Here is a 25,405-nt window from a genome sequence, read left to right as displayed (position 1 = left end):
CATCGAAGCCCTTTGCGCTCTTCGACTCCGCTCAGAGTGACAGATAAAACTTCAATCCATTTTACATTTCACAAATAACTTTTCACAAATAACTTTTCACAAATAACTTTTCACTCATAATTCATAACTCAAAAAATCATTTCTTGGCCGACAAATAAACTCCGATCAAAATAATGAATGCTCCAACAGATTGAATTGGCGTTAAGAATTCGTTATCTAATAATCCCCAAAAAAAGGCAACGATCGGAATTAAATAGGTTACTGATGTTGCGAATACAGGTGACGACATTTGTATTAGTTTAAAGAAAAGAATGTTAGCAATTCCAGTCCCTAAAACACCTAAAATCATTACGAAAAATATAGAATGCTGTGTTTCTGCAAAATGCACTTTATCGGCAATATCCGTCATGCTCAAAATAATTAAAGCAGGCAAAAACAAGATAGCAAAATTTCCTGTAGTGATACTAACCGAATTCAAATCGTGTAAATATTTCTTAATTAGATTTACGTTGATTGCATAACTAAGCGTCGCTATTACGACCAATAGAACATACAGATAATTTTGAGTTCCGCTCGAAGAATCTCCGCTCAAAACTAAAATCAAGCAACCTAAAAGCCCAACAAAAACGCCTAAAACTTGTCGTTTTTGAAACTGAATTCCGAAAGCTATAATTCCTAGAACCAAAGTATTTAGAGGCGTGAGCGAATTCAAAATTGCTACAATAGAGCTATTTACCTGAGTTTCTGCAATCGCAAAAAGATAAGCTGGCATAAAAGTTCCGAAAAGAGAAGTTATGGCAATATATTTCCACTGGCGTTTTGAAATTTTCTTTAGACTATTAAAACCAAAAATCAACAGAAAAAGTGCAGCAAAAATAATTCGGAAAGAACCAACTTGTATTGCCGTTAGTCCAATCAATCCCTTTTTTATTAAAATAAAAGAACTTCCCCAAATAAGAGAAAGAATCCCCAAGTATATCCACTTTAACTGTTTTGTATCCATAAATTGTTATTTACTGCAAATTTGTAATTATTTTACGAACTGAGCGCGCTCTTTTTATTAATTTTGCAGGAAAGTAATTCGCAATTTTTAAATTTATATATAATGAAAATTTCAAAAATCTTAATCGCCGCAACAATCGCTGGATTAGTATTTGTTGGTTGTAAAAAAGCAGAAGACAAAAGTCTTGAAGTTGTAAATGCAGAAAAAACTGCTCCAAAAGAACACAAACCAATTGCTGCTGAAAATTTACAAACGGCAAGTTTCCAAATTGAAGGAATGACTTGCGCAATGGGGTGTGCAAAAACAATCGAAGAAGAATTAGCAAATCTTGACGGTGTTGACAAAGCAACTGTTGATTTTGACAAGAAAACTGCAACAGTGAGTTTTGACAAAACAATCCAAAATTCAGAATCTTTAACGAAAGTAGTTCAAGAAACTGGAGATGGAAAAACATATAAAGTTTCGAATTTTAAGTCTTAGAATTCGAAATTCAACAGTTAGCAAAGGCGTTCAAATTGAACGCCTTTTTTAATTTATATTTGTTAAGAAGCAAATGACTGGAAGAGCGAAATGCTCTCACCAGCATAATGATAAATTTAAGTTTTATAAACAATGTTTGTAAATTTCACATTGTTCCGTAGGAACATTTCGTTGGTAGAAAATTATATTATCATGGGTTTTTACGTTCCGTAGGAACGTCTGGTTTTGACATTTTTTTTGACAATTCTGCATATCAAACGTTCCTACGGAACGTAATATCTGGTTGGTTTTTTTCTACTACTACCAACGAAACATTCCTACGGAATGAGACCCTATATTAAAAATGAAAAAAGGATTCTAAATAGACTGCACCCAAAAGTTTAGACGAATTTATAATTAAATTTGATAATAATGAGCTCGATATTGTATCGGGCTCATTCCTTTTAGATTAAGTTTTATTCTGTCATTATTGTAATATTCTATATATTCGATTATTTCCTGTTTTAATTGAGTAACGGAATTGAATTTTTTAAGGTAAAAAAGTTCTGATTTCAATATTCCGAAGAAGTTTTCAATTATTGCGTTGTCAAGACAATTACCTCTTCTAGACATACTTTGCTTAATTCCCTTTTGTTTTAATAAGTGCTGATATTGTTTCATTTGGTACTGCCATCCCTGATCTGAATGCAATATTAAATTAGTCTTATCGGGTATTCTTTCAAAAGATTTTTCAAGCATGGATGCAATTTGATTAAAAACTGGCCTTTCAGATAAATCATAACTGATAATTTCTCCATTAAATAAATCAATTATTGGAGAGAGATATAACTTTTTTCCGGATACATTAAATTCTGTGACATCTGTAGCCCATTTTTGATTAGGCTTTTCTGCCTTAAAATTACGCTTTAATATATTTGGAGCTATTTTCCCATGCTCTCCTTTATATGATTTATATTTTTTAACTCTTATTAAGCTTTTTAAGCCTAAAAGCTTCATTAATCTGAGTACAGTTTTATGATTAATTAAAACGCCTTTATTTTTTATTTCTAAAGTAATGCGCCTGTAGCCAAACCTGCCTTTATGCTGATGGTAAATCTGCTGAATGAGTAATTTTATATCTCTATATTTATCAATTATATGATATTTTTTTTCATAGTAATAATAACTGCTTCGTGCCATATTCATATGGCCCAGCATGATGCCCAGGTCATAATCATGCCTTAATTCTATTATGGCTTGCGCTTTAAATTCTTGATTTCGTCGGCTTGAACTAAGGCATTGAACTTTTTTAAAAGAGCATTTTCACATCTTAATGATTCTATCTCAAGTAAAAGTTCTTCTTCTCTAGTGAGAGGTTTAGCGGATTTCTTTTTGGCTCTTTTGAAAGTCATAGGCTTAGGTCTTCCTTTAGGTTTATTCTGTAAGCCTAAAACTCCTAGTTTTTGATAATTCTTCTGCCATTGAATGATAACGGAACTACTGGGAATATTAAACTCAACACAAGCTTCTTCCAAAGATAGTGACTTATCTATAATTCCCTGCAATACATTTTGTTTGAAATCAACAGAATAGTGTTGATTCTTTCTAGGTAAAAGCCCTTCTTTACCAACCTTTTTGTAAAAACTAATCCATTTGCAGAGATTTGATATTCTTAAATTTTTCTCTTTTGCAACTGAATTAATTGAATAATTCTTTTTTAAAACTTCATTGACACAAAGAAGCTTAAATTCATAACTGTATTTGACTTTTCTTTCCATAAAAATGCCCCCAAATAGTATCTAACTTTTTGGGGGCAGTTCAAAATTGAATCCTTTTCATTTTATTTCCATTTTAATGTTTCCATTAAACGCTGCATATCATTTTTTACGTAACTCGCAGCAGGCATAATGGAGTCAAAGTTTGGTTTTGCGTAGAAATATACAGAACCTATTAAAAAGTGTTTTGTACTGTCTGTAACATAAAACTGAGAATTTGTCGCTGCGTTTCCATCAACTTGATAAAACATTCCGAAAACCTTTTTCTCTGGATTTAAATACGGCTGTTCTAAAATATCATCGGCTTTAATTACGTGCTCGTAAGTCAGTTTTTGAGCATCACGCAGTAATTTATCGATATTGCCATTTACAGGCTTGTAGGTCAAATAAATGGTTGCTTTCATCTTTGGGTAAGTAATTGCAAATCCGCATTCTTTTTCTCCTTTGATAATTGCCTCTTCATTCATCTGAAAAGCAAATGGACAATTGTTTTCAAAATTCACATATTTTGCTTCCGGATAATCCAATCGCAGGTAACTCGCCGGTTTAGGCAAAACATCATTTTTACAGCTTATAACCGTTAGAGCAAGCAAAATTGCCGTTATTGAAAGTATTCTATTTAACATTTTAATTTATTGTTACTTTTATTTGTTTTACACGCTTTTTATCAACTGTTTCTACGGTGAAAATACAGTTTTCAAAAGGCACTTTTTGATCTTTTTTCGGAAAATTACCTAAAATTTCTAAAATAAAACCCGCTAATGTTTCCGCTTCTCCTTTATGAGCTTCAAAAACATCTTCATCAACATCTACAATTCTGTAGAAATCCTTTAAATTTATTTTTCCTTCAAAAAGAAAATTATTGTCATCAATCTGTGAAAAATTTAGATTTTCATCATCAAACTCATCACTAATATCTCCAACTATTTCTTCGATAACATCTTCTAACGAAACCAATCCAGATGTTCCTCCATATTCATCAACCACAATGGCTAAGTGGCTTTTTAGACTCTGAAAATCCTTTAAAAGATTATCTAATTTTTTATTTTCAGGAACAAAGAAAGCTTCACGAATTAAAGAAGTCCAATCAAATTCTTCTTTATCAATATGCGGAAGCAAATCTTTCACGAAAAGCACTCCTTCAATTTGATCAATATTATCGCGATAAATTGGAATTCTAGAAAATCCTGTTTCAATTATTTTAGGATAAATAGCTGCGAATGTTTCTGATATTTCCAATGCAAAAATATCAATTCTCGGACTCATAACCTGCTTTGTGTCGGTATTTCCGAAAGAAACAATTCCTTCAAGTATTTTCTGTTCTTCTGTCGAAGTTCCTTCAGAATCTGTTAATTCTAAAGCCTGAGAAAGCTGATTGATTGAGAAATTATTTTTTTGTTTGCCTAATTTATTCTGCAAATATATAGTAACGGCACGCATTGGCAAACTAACAGGAGAAAGTACTTTATCTAAAAATGCTAACGGGTAAGCCACACCTTTAGCAAAACGAATACTGTTTCTGCTTGCGTAAACCTTAGGCAGAACTTCGCCAAATAATAAAATTAAAAAAGTAACTAAGATTACCTCTAAAGTAAATTTAAAGGCTGGCGAACTTACATTAGCAAAAATATTTTGTCCGATATAACCAAAAAGAATTACTACACCAATATTAAAAAAGTTATTTGCAACCAATAAAGTTGCCAAAAGCTTTTTAGGCTTGTCTAATAAATTTGAAATAATTTTACCTTTTGCAAGATTATCGTTTAAAGTGTCATCGATGTCTTGTTGCGATAAAGAAAAAAGAGCAACTTCAGCGCCAGAAACGATTGCTGAAAGAAATAATAAAATAAAAATTCCGACGAAACCAATAATTAAATTAGCGTCAAGATTTGTAGAAAAAAGTAAACTGGGCTCTGGGTCCAAACCGTGTAAAATTAGTTAAACATCGCTTAGAAGGGCAGATCATTAATCGGAAGCCCTTCAGGAGCATCAAAGTTAGTGCTTTTTGGCGACTCTGCATCCTGATTTTGTTTAGTGTACGCAGTTTCTTTTTTGGTTGTTAGGAAAGTAAACTCAGTAACCTGAATTTCTGTAGTATATTTTGTTGTCCCGTCTTCTGTTTGCCACTGACGAGATTTTATTCTTCCTTCAACATAAATTTTATCTCCTTTAGAAAGATATTTTTCGCAAATCTCTGCGGCTTTATTACGCACAACCAAATTATGCCATTCTGTTGAAGTAATCTTTTCATTGGTCGTTTTATTGATATATACCTCATTGGTAGCCAGCTGAAAACGTCCGATGCAGTTTCCTCCATCAAAATAATGCATCTTTACATCATCGCCTAAATGGCCAATAAGCATCACTTTATTTAATGTTCCGTTCATAGTTTTTGGTGGTATTTCTCCCAAAGATACATTTTTTTAGCAATTTATTTCTTGCTTTTCTATAATTTATACATCTAGTTTTTCAATTTATTATAGACTATGTATTTTTTTAGTATAAATTACCAATAATTAACTTTTTATAAATTCTCTAGTAAAATATTTACATTTTTTTTAAAAGATAGTTGAATCCTTTTAACAAATAAGTAATATTTAACTTACATTTGTAAAAAAATATTTTAATTAGCTTTTCATAATGAAGTACAATCTTGACGATCAACAATCTGGCAGAGATTTAAATCTTATTTTAAAAATAGTTTCTTTTTTAATTCCCATAATAGGCTTTTTGATTTATGGAATAAAACGAGACACACATCGCAAAGCAGCACATTCCGCATGCGAGATGGCTATAGGAGGAATTTTGTTTTTCGCCTTCTTAAAGATGCTTTTTTATGCATACGAAACAAGAAATGGCAATTTTTTCAAATGAAATTATTGCTTTTCTATAAAATTATAGATTGCTATGGGAAAAGGAAAAGTTTTCAATTTCTGAGCATCTACCCCGTTTTCTATTTCTTCTTTTATTTTAATTTTCCAAAATTGAATGTGCAAATGCTGATGTGAAAGCTTATGTATAACAGTTGATTCGCTATAATTTTCTATACTTATAATAGTATATCCTGAAAATATTTCATTCTTAACCATTTTAGAAACCACATCAAAATCAACAATAGATTGTGTTTCTAATAAAGGGAATTCGTATAAATTATGCCAAATTCCTTTTTCGGTTCTTTTCTGAATTAAAGTGTTTCCTGAAATATCTTCCAAAATCAAATAATTAAAGTATCTATTAGTCACTTTTACCTTTTTTGATTTTACAGGAAGCAGATTTACTTTTCCTTTTTGCAAGGCGGCGCAACTATCATTAAAAACACAAATAGTACAGTCAGGACTTTTAGGAACGCATTGCAGTGCGCCGAACTCCATTATGGCCTGATTAAAAATTGCTGGGCTATCTTTAGGCATTAACTCCTGAGCCAAGGCTGTAAACTCTTTTTTAGTTGCAGGAAGCGCAATATCCGATTCAATATCAAAATAACGTGCCAATACTCGAAAAACATTTCCGTCTACAACAGGAACCGATTCATTATAAGAGAAAGAAGCTATTGCGGCGGCTGTATATTCACCAACACCTTTAAGTTTTAAAAGTTCTTTATAAGAATCAGGAAAAATGCCATTTAAGTCATTACTTATATATTGAGCTGTTTTATGAAGATTACGAGCACGAGAATAATACCCCAAACCTTGCCAAAGTTTCAAAACTTTCTCTTCTGAAGCTTCTGCTAAATGTTTTACAGTAGGAAATTCCTGAGTAAATGAAAAAAAATAAGGCATTCCTTGAGCAACTCGCGTTTGCTGAAGCATGATTTCTGAGAGCCAAATTTGGTACGGATCGACCGTTTTTCGCCACGGTAAATCACGCTTGTGCTGTAAATACCATTTTATCAATATGTTATGAAAATCCATTGCAAAATACTTAGATTGCAAAAGTAAATGTTTATGTAATTAAAATTTAACGAATTAGCTTGATTAATTATTTTTTTAATTCCTATATTTGCAAACTCAAAAAAATAGTACACCATTTATAAAATAAAATAGGAAAGAAAATGACGAAAGCAGACATCGTAGCGAAGATTTCAGAGAAGCTAGGTCTTGAAAAAGGAGACGTTCAAGCAACAGTAGAAACCTTTATGGAAGAAGTTAAGACTTCTTTAGAGACTGGAGACAATGTTTACCTAAGAGGTTTTGGTAGTTTTATCGTAAAAACTAGAGCTGAAAAGACTGGAAGAAACATTTCAAAGAACACTACTATTAAAATTCCAGCACACAACATTCCTGCGTTTAAGCCTGCAAAAGTATTTGTAGAAGGAGTTAAAACTAACAACGAAGCAAAATAATATTAATTAACATAAATCTGACACAATATGCCAAGTGGTAAAAAAAGAAAGAGACATAAGGTAGCGACTCACAAACGTAAAAAAAGAGCGAGAGCTAACCGCCACAAAAAGAAAAAGTAGTTTTAAACTACTTTTTTCTTTTTAAAAGTTCATTGAAATTGGAGTTTGATAGTCTCAGTCACAGTTTACAGTCCGCAGCCTAAAACTGCTTACTGACACTGAAAACTGGCAACTAACTCCGCCGGGTTAATACCTGTTAAAAATATTGTTTAATCCATCCTTACAATTCAGTTATGAGTTATTAAGTTATGAGTTATGAGTTGTAAAAGCTGAAACTTGAAACCTAAAACCTGAAACTAAAAGTTCGGATAAAAATTTACAGTGTGAATAAAGAATTAATCATTAGATCTAGTTCTGAAGCCGTAGATTTTGCCTTATTAAAAGATGGAAAACTAATTGAATTACACAAGGAAGAAGAGAAAAGCAACTTTCAGGTTGGTGATATTTTTATTGCTAAAATCAGAAAACCAGTTGCTGGACTTAATGCTGCTTTTGTAAATGTTGGCTTCGAAAAAGATGCCTTTTTACATTATCACGATTTAGGTCCAAACTTAGCTTCCCAACTGAAATTCATAAAACTTGTAAGCGCAGGTAAATTAAAAGATTTCTCCCTAAAAACCTTTCAGTTTGAAAAAGAGATTGACAAAGATGGCATCATTACTGATATTTTAAGTGCCAATCAATCTGTTTTAGTTCAAGTAGTTAAAGAACCTATATCGACCAAGGGTCCAAGAATAAGTGCTGAGCTTTCTCTTGCCGGAAGATTTATCGTTCTAGTTCCTTTCTCTGATCGTGTTTCTATTTCTCAAAAAATAGAAGACAAAAAAGAAAAGGATCGTCTGAAAAAACTTGTTCTATCGATCAAACCTAAAGGATTTGGTGTTATTGTTCGCACAGTAGCAGAAGGCAAAAACGTAGCCGAATTAGAAAAAGATTTGCAGAACCTGCTTAGCAGATGGTCTGCAATGTGTAAAAAATTACCAACTGCTCATCATCCATCAAAAGTATTAGGAGAGCTTAATAGAGCTTCTTCAATATTAAGAGATGTATTTAATGATACCTTCAGTGGTATTCAAATAGATGATGAAGAGTTGTACCATCAAACGAAGGAATATCTGCAAGAAATTGCACCTTCAAAACAATCGATTGTTAAGTTTTATCAATCAAATGACACCCCAATTTTCGAGAAATACAATATAGAGAGACAAATCAAAACTTCTTTTGGCCGAACTGTTTCCATGAGTAAAGGTGCTTATCTAATTATAGAACACACCGAAGCTCTTCACGTTATAGACGTAAACAGCGGAAATCGTTCTAATAAGGCGACCAACCAAGAAGATACAGCCATGGAAGTGAATATGATTGCCGCAGCAGAAATCGCAAGACAACTACGTTTGCGAGATATGGGCGGAATAATCGTAGTTGATTTTATCGATATGTCTAATCCCGAAAATAGGAAAGTTTTGTTCGACTTCTTGCGAGAAGAAATGAGCGACGATAAAGCAAAACATAAAATATTACCGCCAAGTAAATTTGGTTTGGTCCAAATTACAAGACAGCGCGTAAGACCAGAAGTCAATATTAAAACTAGAGAAGAAGATCCAAACAATGAAAATGGCGAAATTGAAGCGCCAATTTTAATCATTGACAAAATCGCATCTGATCTGGACAGAATTTTAAAAACCCACAGTAAAGTTGTGCTTAATGTACATCCGTTTGTGGCTGCATACCTCAGCAAAGGTTTTCCATCATTACGTTCAAAATGGTTTTTTGAACATAAGAAATGGGTGAAAATCATACCTCGTGACGCTTACACGTACTTAGAATACCATTTCTATGATAAAAAAGGAAATGTTATTTCAGAATAAAAACAAAAACCGCCTTTTGAAAGATTGGCGGTTTTTTTGTGTCTTTTTTTTAGTTTTTCCGCCACGAATTCACGAATTTTTTTTATAATAATTCGTGAATTCGTGGCGGAAAAATTTATTCTCTTATAATCTCAATTTTTCTTCTGATTTCATTTCCTGATGCATCAACAACTGTGATATAATGTGTACCAGTTGTTGGCGTAATCGGCAATTCATGAAAAGTTTTAGTTGTTGCCTTGTACAAATCATCAATATACCAGAATAATTCCTGATCTCTTTCTGAATAAGCTACTTTCAAAATTACAGGCTGTACGTTACTGTTGAAATCCTTCGTTAAATAGATTTTACTGTTTGCTTTCGGATAAATAAAATCCATTGTTGTGGTCTGCGTTCCTTCGCAACCTTCTTTAAATGGTGGCAAAGGCAAATATTCTATGTGCTGACTTTTATAGTACCAAGCCATAACCGGAGGTAATACAAACCAGTTTTTAGTCACAATATTATCGATACTTTCACAGCTGCTATTGACCTGAAACTGTTCTGTTTTATCTAAGTGAATAGTTTTATGATACGGACAAACCTTTGTAGATTTTCCTTTTTTTGGAACCCATTGTTTGATTTTCGGACAGTTATCTTTTGCTAAATAACCGCTTAAACGACAAACCTCAACTTCCGCCAAATCATTGTATGGTGTATCAAACCATCTTTGCCTTGGCAGTAAATTAAAAATATCAAATAAAATTGGTGCGGCACTGGTAACACCCGTCAAAGTTGGCCTTCCCTCTCCTGTTGCATTTCCGACCCAAACTCCAACTACATATCTTGAATTTGTTCCAATGGCCCACGCATCTCTATTCCCGAAACTCGTTCCCGTTTTCCAAGCAATTTTAAGCGAACTGTCATAAAATTTCCAAGCCTCATCTCCTTCGGGTCTGTTGACTTCTTCCATTGCATTGTAAGTCAGCCAAATTGAACCTGCACCTAAAATATTTTTCTGATTGGTTTCTGACCCAAAATCAGGCTTAAAATCGTTTTTATAATTCAGTTCTGTAAATTCGTTAGTTCTATATTGACTTTTATTTTTTGTATAATAATTCACCGTCGACGAAAGATTTGCATAGGTTCTACACAAATCCCACAAATTACTTTCTGCACCTCCTAAAATTAATGACAGCCCGTAATGATCAGGCGTTTTATTAATATTTCTTAATTTGAATTTCTGCAGTTCTTCATAAAACTTATTTACACCAAAATCCTGCAACATCAAAACTGCCGGAATATTTAACGAACGTGACAATGCGCGATGTGCAGGAACTGCTCCGTCAAAAGTTAAATTAAAATTCTGCGGTGTGTAACCCGAAATTTGCGTTGGAATATCAGCAATTAAAGTATTTGGAAGCAATTCCCCATCGTCTAACATTGCACCGTATAAAAGAGGCTTTAAAATACTTCCTGTACTTCTGGGCGCATCGATAATATCTACATCTTTTTGATAATCTGCATCGGCTAGAGAATTTCCAACATAACTCATTACATTTCTGCTCTGAACATCGATTACCAAAATCGCCAGATTATGCACTTCGTTTTGTTTGTATTGATTATAATAATATCTAGCAATTTGATTGACTCTATTTTGAAGTGCATAATCAATTGTGGTTTTTACTCTTGTTCCTTCTTCGTTTTTAGCGACTCTTTGAAGCAAATGCGGAGCAATTTGTGGCAAATCATACGGTTTTTGAGGTAATGGTTCTTCTATCGAAAGTTCGTACGTCTGTTTATCGATTATGCCTTCTTGATGCAATTTCAATAAAAGTCGATTACGTTTATTCAATAATTTTATTTGGTTTTTCCCTGGATAAATCAAACTCGGCGCATTCGGTAAAACAGCTAAAACTGCATTTTCTGCCCATGACAATTGATTGGACTGAACTCCAAAATATCTCCATGAAGCCATTTCTAATCCCACTACATTTCCTCCAAATGGAGCATGAGCCGCATACATTTCGAGAATTTCATTTTTGGAATAACCTATTTCTAGTCTTGTGGCGAGAATAATTTCTATTATTTTTTCGAAATAAGTTCTGTTTTTTCCTTTTCGGGATAATCGGATAACTTGTTGAGTTAATGTACTTCCTCCTCTGACAACTTTTCCCGCTTTTCTATTTTGTTTAAAAGCATTAATCATCGCACCCGGATTGAAACCTGGATGTTTGTAGAAATATTCGTCTTCAAAATAAACGATGCATTTTTTGAATTTATCAGGAACACTGTCTTGCGCAGGAAAACGCCATTGTCCGTCTCTGGCAATTTTAGCGCCGAGCAACTCTCCTTCTTTGCTTTCTATTATGGTCGAATACGGTTCTTTGAATAATGTTCGAGGTATCGAAAAATAGTAAATCAGCAAGAGCAGAAATGCAATTGCTGATTTTATTTTGTTTTTTTTAATCCAGTTTATAATGCGCTGGAGAAATGCTTTTAATTTATTTTTCAATGCTTGTTTTTTTTAACCGCAAAGGCGCAAAGATTTACGCAAAGTTCGCAAAGTTTTCTCTCGCAGATTGCGCAGATTTTACAGATTTATTTTATCTGCTTGATCTGCAAAATCTGCGAGAGACATTTTAATCATATTTTTTTGTCACAGATTTAAAAAAATCCTTTTAATCTGTTGCTAATAATTTTACTTCACAACCTCAACCCAGAAGCCTTTTGTTCTGGCTAAAAATGTATTATCGTACATTGCTTCGCATTGCAATCCTGGCAGGTAGTAATTCCCTAAATACGATGCGTTTAACAGAATACGGAAAACTTTGGTTTCTCTCGCTTTCATTCCAAAATAGAAATTCGTTCTGTCGTCTCGGATATCAATATAATCTGCAAGGTTATTTACTGCATCTCCGTAATCGGTAAAACGGGTATTTACAATTTCAAATCCTGAAGGCAAAATCTGAGATAATGCAACATTTTGAATGCTTTCTCCTCTTTGGTTTTTAATTGTAACCTCAGCAACAAATTCAGTTCCCTGATTAATTCTTGAAACATTAATTACACTTCCTTTTCTATTTTTGAAAACAATAGAAGCTGTAACATCGCTTTGAACCGCATTTTCTTGTCCGATTGGTAGAATTCCTGTATTCAATACACGAACATAAACTGTATTTGCTTTGTTGTTTTTCAGCGTGATACTATTTGTTCCAGAAGTAACAGACAAACTACGATCTGCAACCGATTTACCTGTATTTATGGTTTCTCCTTTTCCGTTTTTACTGAACTGGATATTAATTCCTTTCGGACCATTGCTTACTGCAAATTTCGACATTGCATATAAACAATAAGCTGTTGTTTGCGTACTCATCCATTGATTTGCCGACATTTCTTTGGCTAATTTTGTAGCAGTTACAAATGCCTTTTGTCTTTGATCTAATAAAAGCATCGTTTCTAAAGCCATTGCTCTATTTCTTTCGCTTGAACCATAATAGTAATAGCTGTAACCATCTGAACTTCCGTCGATAGTCGTTTTCAAAAACAAACTTTGTCCAGCCGATTTCTGACCCGCTAAAACATAAGCCGCTGCTAAACGAAGCATACTTTCGTTAGAAATACCTTTTGTTTCTTTTAATCTGTTCATTGCTGATAAATCGGCATTTCCAGCTAAAGCTAAAGTATACAAACGATATGCCTGAGCTAAATCATTTCCGTATTTAGGTTCAAAACGCCATTGCTTCGCTTCTTTCTGCTGATAATTCAACCATTTTGATTTGAAATTAATCGGCAATACATATCCTTTTTTCTCTGCTTCGATTAAGAAATGTCCAGCGTAAGAAGTTCCCCAATCGTCTGCAATTGCATTTCCTTGCCAATAAGGCAGACCACCGTTTGATAATTGTAAATTACCCAATCTTGCAATTCCAGCAGCAATATTTTTCTGAATCAGATCTTTGCGTTTCGCATCAATATCAGCTACATCGCCTAAATACAATTGCGGGAAAACTGATGAAGTTGTTTGTTCAACACATCCATGAGGATACTGAATCAAGAATTGCAATCTTCCATTCAAATTCATTGATGGCATTGATGAAACTTCCAATCTAGCTTTGTTACTTCCAGCAATTCCAAAGGTTTTCCATGAAATTGTTTTTGAACTATTTGGCGTTAAAACAACATCTGTAAAAGTACTTGTAACTGGATTTGGGTTTGTCATATCGATTTCAACATCGCAAACCGATTTCTCGCTTCCAGATGTTGCGATTACCTGAACTTTTGCAATTCCAGTCGCAGATCCTACAACTAAATTGAAATATGCCATTTTTTCATCCGGCTGTGCAAAATTCAATCTTTGAACCGCACTTCCCATTACTTTCAATCCGTTGCTTGTTTTTACTTGGATCGAAACATTTTTAATTTTGTTTTCAGTAGCAAAAACGGTTACCGGAAGCGTTACTTTTTCTGATGGCGAAATCTTTCTTGGCAACGAAGCTAAAACCATCAATGGACTCTTAACCTGAGTTGCTTTTTCAACACTTCCATAAGCGCTTGTATTCGCATCGCCTGCCACAACCATTGTTCGAACTGAACCAATGTATTTAGGCAATTTTAATTGATGCGATTTTGTTTCTCCTTTTCCTAATTTAAATGGTCCGTAATACAGTACAACAGGCTTAAAACGGTTCGCTTTTTTAGCTTTCCCTCCGCCTAAATCCTGATCCCCACCAATACTGAAAATTTGGTTTATTTTTCCGCCATAAGCGCCAATTACATCATCATAAATGTCCCAAGTTTTTACGCCTAAAGCTTCGCGAACGTAGAAACTATCCCATGCGTTTGGTGTTTTAAAACGAGTTAAATCCAAAAGTCCTTCATCTACAACTGCGATTGTATAGGTAATTTCTTTACCTGATTTTTCGCCCACTTTTACTGTAAACGGCTGTTCTGGTCTTAAAACATCAGGCATATTAAGAGTCGGTGTCAAAATGGTGTTTTTATCTACCACTTCAATTGGAACAATTCCGTACATACGAATTGGCGAATCATTTTTGGTCGAAGCGTGAGGTTGCAACAACGTAATATTGAAATATACGTTTGGTGCCATTTCTCCCGTAATTGGAACTTCAACTTTTGTTTCTCCTTTTTTAGTTTCTGCCCAAATAGTCTGCACTACTCTTGATCCGTTTTCTACAGAAATTAAAGCGCGCCCACCTTCGCTTGACGGGAAAGAAATTTGTGCTTTTTCTCCCACTGCATAGTTTTTCTTATCGGTAGAAAACACCAACATATTTGCTGTTGAAGCATCTCTGTTACGCGTTTTTCCAGACCAGATTGGCCAGTCGATATTTACGGTTAAAGATGTCGCGTGACCATCTTCCTGATCGGCAACACGAATTAAGTAACGTCCCCATTCTTCATCTGTCAAGGCAAATTGAAAACTTCCTTTTCCGCTTGAATCGGTATTGATGACAAAAGTTTTGTATGAAGTCGTTGCATTCGAAGAGTTATAATTTGATAAATTATCGCTCGAAGAATCCCACCACCATCTCCAATCTACTTTGTAAACTCGCACTTCGAGATTACGAACCGATTTTGGTCTTCCGTTTTCATCAACAGTCACCACTTCAAAACGATTGTTTGTTCTCGTTTCAAGCATACTGTATTTATTCAGTTCAGGCGTTTTAACTCCAACATACGTTTTGTATGGAGAATAAGTGGTTGACATCACATCTGTACTAAAATCTCCTCCTTCTTCATATACTTTTGTAATGAATGAAGCGCGAAGCATTCCCGGTGCCTGACCTTGTAATCTTGGCTGAATGTTTACGGAAGCTTTTCCGTTTTCGTTTAATTTTCCTGAGAAAACATTGATTTCTTCTGTGCTAAATTGACGTGCTAAATCATCAAAAGTATATTTTTCGTATCCTTTGAAAGTTGTGGCTTGCTGAGAAAATTTAGCCTGCATTTCTACATTCAAATTCTTAGCAATTGCCCCGTGCAACCAAGTCACTTCCAAATTATCTGTATTTGGATACGATGCTGAAAGTGTTTTTCTGCTAAACGTATTTTTGATTTTCAAACGATTTGGTTTAATCGTTTCAATCTTAATACTCTTATAGAATTTTGCCCCTCCAACGCTTACCATTGCTTCCCAGTTTCCTGTTGGCGCGTCTTGATTTGTTGGAACTGTAAAAGCATAATGGTTCAGTTCATTTGTTTTTTGAACCGTTTGATAAACTGTTTTTCCATTCGGATCGTTTAATCTGAATTTGATCGGATGTGATTTTGGCAATTTATTAGCCGCATCATTCAAAATAAATGACAAATACAAATTATCTCCCGGACGCCAAACACCTCTTTCTCCGTAAATAAATCCTTTTAAGCCTTTTTGTAAAGTCTCTCCCGCAACATCGAAATTACTTACCGATAAAGAAAGTCCATCATCCAACTTCACATAAGTCGATTGATCTCCTAAAGTAACAATCGCAAAATAAGCGAATTTATCCAATTGAAAAGATGCAATTCCTTCACTGCTTGTAGCTTCTGTCGCAATTTGTTGCTGTTGGAAATTATACAAGTCTACTCTCGCATTCGAAACTGGTTCCGTTGTAACGATATTATTTACAGCAAACAAGTACGATTTATTTTCTCCTCGTTTGGCAATAACTCCTAAATCTGAAGCTAAAATATTGGTTGCAATTCGAGCATTGTAGAAATAAGAACCTGTACAAGGATCTTGGCTTTCTCTCCAATCATAATCGTCGTAATAATAGTAATCATCATACGAATTTCCGCTGTAGTTTACGTCGTTTTCATCAACTTCTTCTTCCTCAGTTTCATCATCATTTCCTTCTGAAGTTTCACATTTGTATAACGAATATTTCTTTTTGTAAACAAACTCAACTCTGTAAATCGCACCTGGTTCTGGTTTGATAATTTTCGATAAATCTAAAGCATAAGTATTCCATTTTGCCAGATTTACGAGTGTGCTTTCTCTTAAATTTAGTGTTGTTTTGGCAATTGGCTGTGCTACTTTTTTGAGATTTTGTCCACCATTTAATTCATTGTATTGAAGAAATTGCAGAATATTATTTTTGTAAATTTTATAAACCTTTACATCTACCGCACTAAGATTCACCGCTTCAAAATTCAATTTTAAATTATTTGAACTTGGCAGAATCGTCCCGTTTTTAATAAAACGAATATTAGGTTTAATCTGATCGAAAGAGATTTTCTCGCTGTAATTGTTCTCCAATTTTTTGCCATATTGACTTTCGATTCCTTGAAAGACTTCCAATAATAATTCGCCCGTAACAACTTGCTCTGGCTCTTCATCTGGCACATATTCAACGACTTCTTCAACAACGGCTGCGGTGGAATCTACAGCAACTGCGGCTGAATCAACCACAACAGCTGCCGAATCTACAGCAACTGCTTCAGGTTCTGCTACAGCTACAGCTATTGGCTCTTCTTTCTTAGGCGCGTTTTGATTGCTAAAATATACTTTTAGTAAGTTTCCTTGAGTTGAAAATTTCAGATTATTAGTATTTTGAATAGAAACCAATCCGGCAAAATCCTGTCCTTTTTCTAATGGCTCAGAAAAATTAATTAAAACCTGCTGATTGTTTCCATCTGGAACTTCAACTTTTATAACTTTAAATTCGTTGATGCTTGTAATCGGGAAATCAATTTGCCCTTTTTGATCAATATCTGAATCATTTCCGTCATAGATAATTTCTAAATTTGAAGCTTCTGACTGACGCTGAATACTATCAATTATAAAATGAAATTCTTTTCCTGAAGATACATTTTTATCAAACTTAATCTTAAGATCGTTTCCGTTATGTTTGGCTTGAACCAACTTAATAGCGGTTTCCAAATCAATATTATCTGCCGTTTTAAGTGTGCAGTTTAAATATTGATATTCTTTACTGTACGATTGAATATCGCCAGTATTAATGGTGAAATCCTGTTTAACGGTTTTAACTGTAAAATTGAATTTAGAAAGTTCCTTTTCTTTCTCTTTCGGAATGGCAGTCAGTTTATCTAAGTTTAAAGTAACTTGATATTCTGTTCCCATTTTGAGTTTTTTCTCCGGAATAAAAGCTAAAGTATTCGTAGAAAGCGCTATGACTTTTCCGTGAACACTTGGCGAAATATCAAATAAATCGTCATCTAATTCCTGATTGGGTTTCCAATCTTTTTTATCGAATGCCAAAACCACACGAATATCAGAATCTGCAGAAACAATACCGCCTGTAAAACTGGTAATGTAATCTTTAAATAATGAAAAATCGGAGTTGAAATCTGCAGCTGATTTGCGTCCGCAGGATTGAAAAATAAAAAAAACAAAAAATGCGAGAAATAGTCCTTTTGATTTCACTTTTATCTAGAGTTAATCGGTTAATAAACTAATAATTTAATAGGAATTACTATTAAGGGCATAACTGCAAAATCGCAATTAAATTATTATAAAAGTAAAATATTTTCCGAATCCTTTAAGAAGAAAATTCTCTAATATGATTATTTAACTTTTGTTGAAGTTTTATTATCATTCTCAAAGCTCAGAACCTAGTTTTGATAAAACTTTATCCATTTCAAGAAAGTGTTTTTCTGTATTTGAGGAATAATGCATTTGATTATCGTTTATGATAACAATTACATCGTCCGAATGATTTCCGTAAAATTTTATTCCTTCAACCCATTGCTTGAAAGAAACGCCTTTATTTGAAAAATTCTGAGTTATGAAATCTAATTCGTGTGGTTCGATTTCATAAAATGTATCACAAGTAAAATCTAATGCAAAACCTGCTTGCAAATACGCCATCGCAGTAAAGAAATCCGTCAAAGTTTCTGTTTCAAGATTCCATTCTTTTTCGTCATAACTCATATAAACAGGCGGATTGTTTTTTGACAAATCTTCTTTATGAATTCCCCAAACACAAACCTTTTGATTTTCAGAATAAAATATCAAATAATCATCGTGTTTGTAATATTGAAAACGTTCTGGAACAATCAATAAATCTTGAGTATGATTTAAGTTTTGAATTTTACCCAATTCCGCATAATAATCTACAAAAACTTGTGGAAGCTGTCCGAAGATATCTTTTCCAACTTGAATTTCATCCTTAGTAAAACCATTTGATTCTGTGATATGGAATAGTTTTTTTATTGTAGAGAAATCTGTCATGTTATTTCGAATTATTTACGTCTTTCTAGAAAAAAACGTTTCATTAAATCGGCTGCTTCATTTGCCATTACACCAGAAACAACAGTTGTTTTAGGATGCAATTTTGTTCCCATATTTATAAATCCGCGCTGTTCGTCGCGTGCTCCAAAAACGATTTTAGAAATCTGACTCCAATACAAAGCACCTGCACACATTTGGCAAGGTTCAAGCGTTACATAAAGTGTACAATCTTTTAAATATTTTCCGCCAAGAAAATTGGCCGCTGCGGTTATAGATTGCATTTCGGCATGAGCCGTGACATCATTTAGCAATTCGGTCAAATTATGGCTTCTAGCAATAACTTTATCGGCTACAACTACAATAGCTCCAACAGGAATTTCGCCTTTTAAGTAGGCTTCTTCTGCTTCCTGCAAAGCTTTCTTCATAAAATATTCGTCTGTAAAAGGATTTTCCATAATTGCAAAAGTAAAACTTTACTCATTATTTTTACTACATTTAAATTTTGAAATTTGAATATGGAAAGAAAACATAAAATCACAATACCTGAACCATGCCATGAAAACTGGGATAAAATGACTCCAAATGATATGGGAAGGTTTTGTATGAGCTGTTCTAAAACGGTTATTGATTTTACTTCTATGCTTCCAGAAGAAATTCAGCAGTATTTCATTCAAAATAAAAACGAAAAAATTTGTGGCAGATTCAAAAAGTCACAATTGGATACTATTACCATTCAAATTCCTGATCGTATTTTATATTCGCAAACTCATTATCATAAGATGTTTTTACTGGCATTATTTATTGCCATGGGAACCACTTTATTCAGCTGCGCAGATAATGAAGGGAATAAGGTGATAATTGATAAAATAGAAGTGGTAACAGAAGATTCTGCAAATGTTTCTTACAAGCTGCAAAATAAAGACAGTTTATTTGAAAAAGTACCTCCCGCTCCTCCTTTATTTGCAAATGTTGAGCCTATAATGGCTGTTTCTGAAGGATTTGGTCCTTATGAATCTTATTATGGAACACTCACTGGTACTCCTGCTATTCAATACTTTGAAATATCCCCAGAATATCCTGGCGGGTTCGACAGATTTAGTACATTCATTCAAAATGAATTTAAAATTCCTAAAAAAGCCAGACGAATTACAGGAGAAATTGAGGTTTCTTTTGTTGTAAATAAAGAAGGAACTTTAGAACAATTTAAAGTTTTTGACAATATTGGTCATGAAACTGGAGAAGAAATAATTCGGGTTTTAAAAAAATCGAAAACGAAATGGATGCCAAGAATAATTAACGGAAGACCTGTTCTTGATACAATCAGGATGAATATTGTTGTACAAAAAGACAGTCTAAACGTTGAAAGAAAAAACAGAAAGCTTTCAAAAATAGTTGCAATTAATCTCGTCAAAAAAAATGAGAAACTGGCAGATAATGAAAATCAGCCTTTATGTGAAAAAAAAGTTGTTCAAGATTCTGTAGCAGAAGATGATTCTATTATTTACATGGGAGGGGCAATCGAAACAAAAGCAGATTATCCAAATGGAATAAATGCTTTTTATAAGTTTTTTGCAGAAGAATTTAAAATGCATGAAACAATTGAGCATTTAAGCAATCCTATAAATGTGTCATTCGTAGTAGAAAGAGATGGTTCGTTAACAGCATTTCAATTTCCAAAAGATATTGATCCTCAATTAGAATCAGAAATAACACGCGTTTTAAATCTGTGCCCTAAATGGATTCCTGGTGAACAAAATGGAAAGAGAACAAGAGAAAAAATCAGCTTCCCTATAGCACTCGAAAAATGGAAATAAAACATCAAATAACTGCTCACAAAAAGTGTTGCAAACTGTTTTTAGCAGTGCTGTATTTCGTTGTGGGAATAACTTTTTTCAGTTGTCAAAACAAAGAAAACAAACCACAGGAAGTTAATAATAAAGTTGTTACGGATACTTCCGCAGAAAAATCTGTTGCTTTAGATACAAATGCAATAAGTCCGAAAAAATTAGATCAAGCACCGCCAGATTTATCAAAAGCAGAGCAAACTGAATTGAAGCAAACAACCCCAATAGCAACTAAAGTAGTTAATGAGGAAAAATCTTTAAAATCAGATAAAGTCAAAAAAGATGAGCAATTACCAACTTTAAAACCTCTTTCAAATACAAACGCCGAATTCCCAGGCGGTATAGATCAATTTCATAGTTTTTTTATGAAAGAATATAAAAAACCTGAAAGCGTAAATTATTGGAAACTCAATTTCACACTTGCATTTGCGGTAGAAAAAAATGGTTCTGTTTCATTTCTTGAATGTTCTCCAGCAGTTGAAGAACCTTTAGAACAGGAAATTATTAGAATTCTAAATTTATGCCCTAAATGGCAACCGGGCGAATCGAACGGAAAAAAAACCAGAATGCAATATTCTGTGCCTATTTCTTTAAAAAAATAGTCTGAGAAAAAATTAAATTTAAAACCGTAAATTTGTTTTTTACCTTACAATGAAAAGCGATTTACTTTCCAACATATATAATCCTGCTGATTTACGTCTTTTAAAAGAAGAACAGCTTACTCAAGTTGCCCAAGAACTTCGACAGTTTATTATTGATATAGTTTCTGTAAAAGAAGGCCATTTGGGAGCCAGTTTAGGCGTTGTAGAACTTACAATTGCCCTCCATTATGTTTTTAATACTCCTGATGATTTATTGGTTTGGGATGTTGGACATCAAGCTTACGGGCATAAAATACTGACTGAAAGAAGAGAAACTTTTCATACTAACAGACAAATCGACGGTATTTCTGGTTTTCCTAAAAGAAGCGAAAGCATTTACGATACTTTTGGCGTTGGGCATTCTTCTACTTCTATTTCTGCCGCTTTAGGAATGGCGATTGCTTCTAAATTAAAAGGTGATTTTGATAAAGAACATATTGCTGTAATCGGCGATGCCTCAATCGCAAGCGGAATGGCATTTGAAGGCCTGAACCACGCTGGAGTTACTGATGCTAATATTTTGGTTATTCTAAATGATAACGCCATCGGAATTGACCCAAGTGTTGGCGCTTTAAAAAAATATCTTACTTCGGTTAAAAACGGAAAAAATCCACGCCAGAATAACATCATTAAGTCTTTAAATTTTGATTATTCAGGTCCAATTGATGGTCATGATCTTCCCAAATTAATCAAAGAATTAAATCGTTTAAAAAAGATTAAAGGTCCCAAATTTCTTCATATTGTAACTACGAAAGGAAAAGGATTACAGCAAGCTGAAGAGAATCAGGTGAAATATCATGCGCCTGGAAAATTTGATGCTTCGACTGGCGAAATTCATTTAAAATCGGAAGAAAATCTTCCTCCAAAATATCAAGATGTTTTTGGTTTAACCATTTTAGATTTAGCCAAAAAGAATGAAAAAATAATCGGAATTACTCCCGCAATGCCATCAGGAAGTTCGTTAAAATTTATGATGGACGAATTGCCTGATCGTGCCTTTGATGTTGGAATTGCAGAACAGCATGCCGTAACATTGGCTGCAGGAATGGCAACTCAAGGAATGATTGTCTATTGCAATATTTATTCGACTTTTTTACAGCGCGCATACGATCAGGTGATTCATGATGTGGCGCTACAAAATCTTCCTGTTATTTTTTGTCTTGACAGAGCGGGTTTAGTTGGCGAAGATGGCGCAACGCATCACGGTGTTTTTGACATTGCATATTTACGTTCGATTCCGAATATGATTATCTATGCTCCGCTAAACGAAATTGAACTTCAAAATATTTTGTACACCGTTCAATTAGGAATAGATCATCCAATCGCAATTCGATATCCAAGAGGTCGCGGAGTCCTCCCAAATTGGGAAGTAGAAAATTTCGGACATTACGAAAAAATAAATTTAGGCAAAGCAAAATGCTTAAAAGCTGGTACGAAACTTGCTGTACTGTCGGCCGGAACAATTGGAAATAATGTTATAGAAGCACTCAAAGAATCAATCCATTCTAATGAAATTGCCCACTATAATTTTAGTTTTATCAAACCGCTAGACATCAACACATTAACCACTGTTTTTTTAACTTTTGATCGTATTATTACAATCGAAGATGGGGTTAAAAATGGTGGTTTCGGAAGTGCAGTTTTAGAGTTTGCAGCATCGAATAATTTTAAAAATTCTATTGAAATTTTAGGTGTTCCAGACGAATTTATTGAACACGGAACAGTAAATCAACTGCAACAATTGTGTAATATTGACGTTAAAAGTTTAATAAATCTTTTTTCTAACGGTTCAAAATAATTATTTTGCGACACCAAAACAAAAATTACCAAAATGAAATTATTGCGTTCTACCCTTTTGCTGCTATTGCTTCTGTGTACTTCTAATAACTTTGCCCAGATTATACAAACAACTCTAAGCCCAAATCAAGCACCTAAACCTCCTTCAAACTGGACAGAGAAAAACCAACTTGGTTTTGACCTTTCACAAATTGCTTTTGTAAACTGGAGCGCTGGGGGAACGAGTTCTATTTCTGGTTTATTTAAAGGAGAATTTTCTAGAACTTATTTAAAAGGAAATAATAAATGGTTTAATGAACTTATTGTGAAGTATGGTCTGAACAAGCAAGAAGAGACTGAAACTAGAAAAACTGATGATGCGATTCAATTCAACTCGACTTATGGTTTTAGGAAAGACACGGCTTCAAATTGGTACTATTCTGCTAAGTTCAATTTCAATACTCAGTTTACCAACGGTTATAATTACCCTAATCGCGACGTTCCTATTTCTAGACCATTTGCACCAGCATATGTGTTTTTAGGAGCCGGAGCAGAGAATTCAAATAAAGAAAAAAACAGAACGTTTTACTTCTCACCAATTACGTTAAAAACCACATTGGTATTAGATCAAGATTTGGCAAACCAAGGTTCTTTTGGTGTTAAAAAAGCCGTTTATGCAACAGATCCTTTAGATCCAACACAGCAAATTTTAATTGAAGAAGGTCAAAAGGTCAAAGCCGAATTTGGTATACTTTTGACTGCCTACAACAAAAGCGAAATCTATAAAAATGTTTTTTATGAAAACAGGCTAAGTTTATATACCGATTATTTAAACCGATTCGGAAATGTGGATATTGATTATGACACCCGTTTAGACTTGGTAGTAAACGCTTATGTAAAAGCCAATATCGGTGTTCACTTAATTTATGATGATGACATTAAAAACAAAAAAGATGTTCTAGATCCAACTACAGGAACAAAAACTCAAATTACAGAAGGACCAAGAATGCAATTAAGACAAGTTCTTGGTGTTGGTTTAGTTTATTCTTTCAAATAAAAAAATACAATTATAAAAAAAGCTTCTTTTAGAATATTCTGAAAGAAGCTTTTTTTATTTAACGCTTTTTTTGTCCCTGAATCATTTCATACAACTCAAGCGCATTTCCATCTGTTAAGAGCGAAACATAATGGCAGATATGCAATAAACGCTCATATAAATTGGTTTTGTCTAAATGATGTTTTTCTGGCAGCATTTTTAAAATCAGTTTATCGTAATTTGAGGCAATTCCTTCAAATTTATTATTATATGCTGTTATGAATTTGTCTAATAACGTTTGAATGATCTGATAGCCAACGATTTCTTTTTCAATCACTTCTCTGCTTTGGTAAATTTTCTCAACGCTTAATTTGATAATATCATCCATCTGTGCCTTGTATTTGCTTTTGTCTGTCAAAGCATACGGAAAGTTTCCAGCAAGAATTGCTTCTTCATTTTCAACAAAAACATTTACTGCGTCATTAATTAAAGTTCCGATTGCCAAGGCTCTCAAATAACTAATACGATCTTCTTTTGTAGTTAACGATTTGTATTTTGAAACTCCAATATTATCTTTTACCAGATTAATTAAATATTCTAAAGCGAAATCTTCAGACACCAAACCTAAATTGATCCCATCTTCAAAGTCAATAATTGTGTAGCAAATATCATCAGCCGCTTCAACTAAATAAGCCAAAGGATGTCTTTCAAAACCAATATCGTCTCCAGATTTATTGGCAATCATTCCCATGTCTTTGGCTACTTCTTCAAAGAATAATTTATCCGTTTGAAAGAAACCATATTTTTTATCAGCGATATTATTAGTTGGCCTTTTCGGAAGACTTTCTTTCGGATATTTCATAAAAGCGCCCAAAGTAGCATACGAAATACGTAGTCCGCCTTCAATTCCTGGGCGGCTCGCTGTTAGCACCGAAAATCCGTTGGCATTTCCTTCAAAATCAATTAAATCTTGCCATTGTTTATCTGTGAGCTGGTTTCTATATTTCTGACCATTTCCGATAGAAAAATATTCGCCAATTGCTTTTTCTCCAGAATGGCCAAATGGCGGATTCCCAATATCGTGTGCCAATGAAGCCGCAGCCACAATAGCACCGAAATCATTCATATGATAACCGTGAATTTCTTTCAGGTAAGGATATTTTTCAATAATCTTTTTCCCAACCAAACGTCCAAGCGAACGTCCGACAACAGAAACTTCTAAACTATGCGTTAAACGCGTGTGTACGAAATCTGTTTTAGAAAGCGGAATAACTTGTGTCTTATCTTGTAAACTTCTAAAAGCCGCAGAAAATATAATTCGATCATAATCAACTTCAAATCCTAAACGCGTATCATCTTGTTCTACACGTAATCTTTTGCTTGTATCGCCCTGACGTTTTAATGATAAAAGTTGTTCCCAGTTCATTTT

The 25,405-nt window shown here is 33.8% G+C and carries 18 protein-coding genes; 7 read left to right on the top strand and 11 right to left on the bottom strand.

Annotated features, from left to right (window positions below; all coding sequences use genetic code 11):
* Window positions 1-136: 136 nt before the first annotated feature.
* Entirely contained in the window at window positions 137-1,003 is an 867-nt protein-coding gene (locus tag QLQ96_RS07510; protein WP_482495980.1) for a DMT family transporter, read from the bottom strand.
* 102 nt (window positions 1,004-1,105) lie between these two features.
* Between QLQ96_RS07510 and QLQ96_RS07505 the strand changes: the two genes are divergently transcribed.
* A complete protein-coding gene (locus QLQ96_RS07505) occupies window positions 1,106-1,483 on the top strand; it encodes a heavy-metal-associated domain-containing protein (RefSeq protein ID WP_379701543.1) in 378 nt (125 codons plus the stop codon).
* A 396-nt stretch (window positions 1,484-1,879) separates the two neighbouring features.
* Here the strand turns inward: QLQ96_RS07505 and QLQ96_RS07500 are convergent.
* The 5 genes from QLQ96_RS07500 to mutY form a co-directional block, all read right to left on the bottom strand.
* Window positions 1,880-3,240 (bottom strand): IS3 family transposase gene (locus QLQ96_RS07500; RefSeq protein WP_482493167.1). Its coding sequence is split into 2 segments (ribosomal slippage): window positions 1,880-2,778 and window positions 2,778-3,240, totalling 1,362 coding nucleotides; the frame shifts between segments, so codons are not numbered across the junction.
* Between the two features lie 62 nt (window positions 3,241-3,302).
* Window positions 3,303-3,863 carry a gliding motility lipoprotein GldD gene (gldD, locus tag QLQ96_RS07495; protein WP_379701542.1) on the bottom strand — a complete coding sequence of 187 codons (561 nt, stop codon included), beginning with the start codon at window positions 3,861-3,863 and terminating at the stop codon, window positions 3,303-3,305.
* 1 nt (window position 3,864) lies between these two features.
* Window positions 3,865-5,160 carry a gliding motility-associated protein GldE gene (locus QLQ96_RS07490; RefSeq protein ID WP_379701541.1) on the bottom strand — a complete coding sequence of 432 codons (1,296 nt, stop codon included), beginning with the start codon at window positions 5,158-5,160 and terminating at the stop codon, window positions 3,865-3,867.
* Window positions 5,161-5,186: 26 nt separating this feature from the next.
* Entirely contained in the window at window positions 5,187-5,624 is a 438-nt protein-coding gene (locus QLQ96_RS07485) for a single-stranded DNA-binding protein (protein ID WP_482496932.1), read from the bottom strand.
* A 489-nt stretch (window positions 5,625-6,113) separates the two neighbouring features.
* On the bottom strand, window positions 6,114-7,148 hold the full coding sequence (gene mutY, locus QLQ96_RS07480; RefSeq protein ID WP_482495977.1) for an A/G-specific adenine glycosylase: 1,035 nt from the start codon (window positions 7,146-7,148) through the stop codon (window positions 6,114-6,116).
* 140 nt (window positions 7,149-7,288) lie between these two features.
* On the opposite strand from mutY, the gene QLQ96_RS07475 reads away from it, so the two are divergent.
* On the top strand, window positions 7,289-7,579 hold the full coding sequence (locus QLQ96_RS07475) for an HU family DNA-binding protein (RefSeq protein WP_007805026.1): 291 nt from the start codon (window positions 7,289-7,291) through the stop codon (window positions 7,577-7,579).
* Between the two features lie 383 nt (window positions 7,580-7,962).
* Window positions 7,963-9,507 (top strand): Rne/Rng family ribonuclease, encoded by a 1,545-nt coding sequence (locus tag QLQ96_RS07470; RefSeq protein ID WP_482495974.1) that lies wholly within the window; start codon window positions 7,963-7,965, stop codon window positions 9,505-9,507.
* A gap of 115 nt (window positions 9,508-9,622) precedes the next feature.
* Here QLQ96_RS07470 and pbpC read toward each other — a convergent pair whose 3' ends face one another.
* The 4 genes from pbpC to QLQ96_RS07450 all read right to left on the bottom strand — a co-directional run bounded on the left by pbpC (window position 9,623) and on the right by QLQ96_RS07450 (window position 19,134).
* Complete coding sequence (gene pbpC / locus QLQ96_RS07465) at window positions 9,623-11,998, bottom strand: penicillin-binding protein 1C (RefSeq protein WP_482495973.1); 2,376 nt, start codon at window positions 11,996-11,998, stop codon at window positions 9,623-9,625.
* Between the two features lie 186 nt (window positions 11,999-12,184).
* On the bottom strand, window positions 12,185-17,872 hold the full coding sequence (locus QLQ96_RS07460) for an alpha-2-macroglobulin family protein (RefSeq protein ID WP_482495971.1): 5,688 nt from the start codon (window positions 17,870-17,872) through the stop codon (window positions 12,185-12,187).
* A 174-nt stretch (window positions 17,873-18,046) separates the two neighbouring features.
* Window positions 18,047-18,679: a hypothetical protein gene (locus tag QLQ96_RS07455; protein ID WP_482495969.1), complete on the bottom strand. Its 633-nt coding sequence runs from the start codon at window positions 18,677-18,679 to the stop codon at window positions 18,047-18,049.
* Window positions 18,680-18,690: 11 nt separating this feature from the next.
* Window positions 18,691-19,134, bottom strand: coding sequence for a nucleoside deaminase (locus QLQ96_RS07450; protein ID WP_144337533.1), 444 nt, complete (start codon window positions 19,132-19,134; stop codon window positions 18,691-18,693).
* A gap of 60 nt (window positions 19,135-19,194) precedes the next feature.
* Here QLQ96_RS07450 and QLQ96_RS07445 point away from each other — a divergent pair, with 60 nt between their 5' ends.
* Genes QLQ96_RS07445 through QLQ96_RS07430 form a run of 4 tightly spaced genes read left to right on the top strand, consistent with a single transcriptional unit; the run spans window position 19,195 to window position 23,997 of the window.
* Entirely contained in the window at window positions 19,195-20,493 is a 1,299-nt protein-coding gene (locus QLQ96_RS07445; protein WP_482495967.1) for an energy transducer TonB, read from the top strand.
* Window positions 20,484-21,125, top strand: a complete 642-nt coding sequence (locus QLQ96_RS07440) for a hypothetical protein (RefSeq protein ID WP_482495965.1) — start codon at window positions 20,484-20,486, stop codon at window positions 21,123-21,125. Before QLQ96_RS07445 ends, QLQ96_RS07440 begins: the two co-directional genes overlap by 10 nt.
* 49 nt (window positions 21,126-21,174) lie before the next feature.
* On the top strand, window positions 21,175-22,962 hold the full coding sequence (locus tag QLQ96_RS07435) for a 1-deoxy-D-xylulose-5-phosphate synthase (RefSeq protein WP_482495963.1): 1,788 nt from the start codon (window positions 21,175-21,177) through the stop codon (window positions 22,960-22,962).
* 33 nt (window positions 22,963-22,995) lie between these two features.
* On the top strand, window positions 22,996-23,997 hold the full coding sequence (locus QLQ96_RS07430) for a DUF3078 domain-containing protein (protein ID WP_482495961.1): 1,002 nt from the start codon (window positions 22,996-22,998) through the stop codon (window positions 23,995-23,997).
* Between the two features lie 58 nt (window positions 23,998-24,055).
* On the opposite strand, the gene QLQ96_RS07425 is transcribed toward QLQ96_RS07430, so the two are convergent.
* Window positions 24,056-25,402 (bottom strand): deoxyguanosinetriphosphate triphosphohydrolase, encoded by a 1,347-nt coding sequence (locus QLQ96_RS07425; RefSeq protein WP_482495959.1) that lies wholly within the window; start codon window positions 25,400-25,402, stop codon window positions 24,056-24,058.
* Window positions 25,403-25,405: the final 3 nt, after the last annotated feature.

The sequence above is a fragment of the Flavobacterium sp. B167r genome (genome assembly GCF_056824315.1).
Note: the sequence above shows the minus strand (reverse complement) of the source record. Positions and strands in the feature narration are given on the sequence as shown.

What these genes read in the sequence shown, in the direction of transcription:
- QLQ96_RS07510 (WP_482495980.1), bottom strand. Translation starts at nt 1,003, where the DNA reads ATGGATACAAAACAGTTAAAGTGGATATACTTGGGGATTCTTTCTCTT.
- QLQ96_RS07505 (WP_379701543.1), top strand. Translation starts at nt 1,106, where the DNA reads ATGAAAATTTCAAAAATCTTAATCGCCGCAACAATCGCTGGATTAGTA.
- gldD (WP_379701542.1), bottom strand. Translation starts at nt 3,863, where the DNA reads ATGTTAAATAGAATACTTTCAATAACGGCAATTTTGCTTGCTCTAACG.
- QLQ96_RS07485 (WP_482496932.1), bottom strand. Translation starts at nt 5,624, where the DNA reads ATGAACGGAACATTAAATAAAGTGATGCTTATTGGCCATTTAGGCGAT.
- mutY (WP_482495977.1), bottom strand. Translation starts at nt 7,148, where the DNA reads ATGGATTTTCATAACATATTGATAAAATGGTATTTACAGCACAAGCGT.
- QLQ96_RS07475 (WP_007805026.1), top strand. Translation starts at nt 7,289, where the DNA reads ATGACGAAAGCAGACATCGTAGCGAAGATTTCAGAGAAGCTAGGTCTT.
- QLQ96_RS07455 (WP_482495969.1), bottom strand. Translation starts at nt 18,679, where the DNA reads ATGACAGATTTCTCTACAATAAAAAAACTATTCCATATCACAGAATCA.
- QLQ96_RS07450 (WP_144337533.1), bottom strand. Translation starts at nt 19,134, where the DNA reads ATGGAAAATCCTTTTACAGACGAATATTTTATGAAGAAAGCTTTGCAG.
- QLQ96_RS07445 (WP_482495967.1), top strand. Translation starts at nt 19,195, where the DNA reads ATGGAAAGAAAACATAAAATCACAATACCTGAACCATGCCATGAAAAC.
- QLQ96_RS07440 (WP_482495965.1), top strand. Translation starts at nt 20,484, where the DNA reads ATGGAAATAAAACATCAAATAACTGCTCACAAAAAGTGTTGCAAACTG.
- QLQ96_RS07435 (WP_482495963.1), top strand. Translation starts at nt 21,175, where the DNA reads ATGAAAAGCGATTTACTTTCCAACATATATAATCCTGCTGATTTACGT.
- QLQ96_RS07430 (WP_482495961.1), top strand. Translation starts at nt 22,996, where the DNA reads ATGAAATTATTGCGTTCTACCCTTTTGCTGCTATTGCTTCTGTGTACT.
- QLQ96_RS07425 (WP_482495959.1), bottom strand. Translation starts at nt 25,402, where the DNA reads ATGAACTGGGAACAACTTTTATCATTAAAACGTCAGGGCGATACAAGC.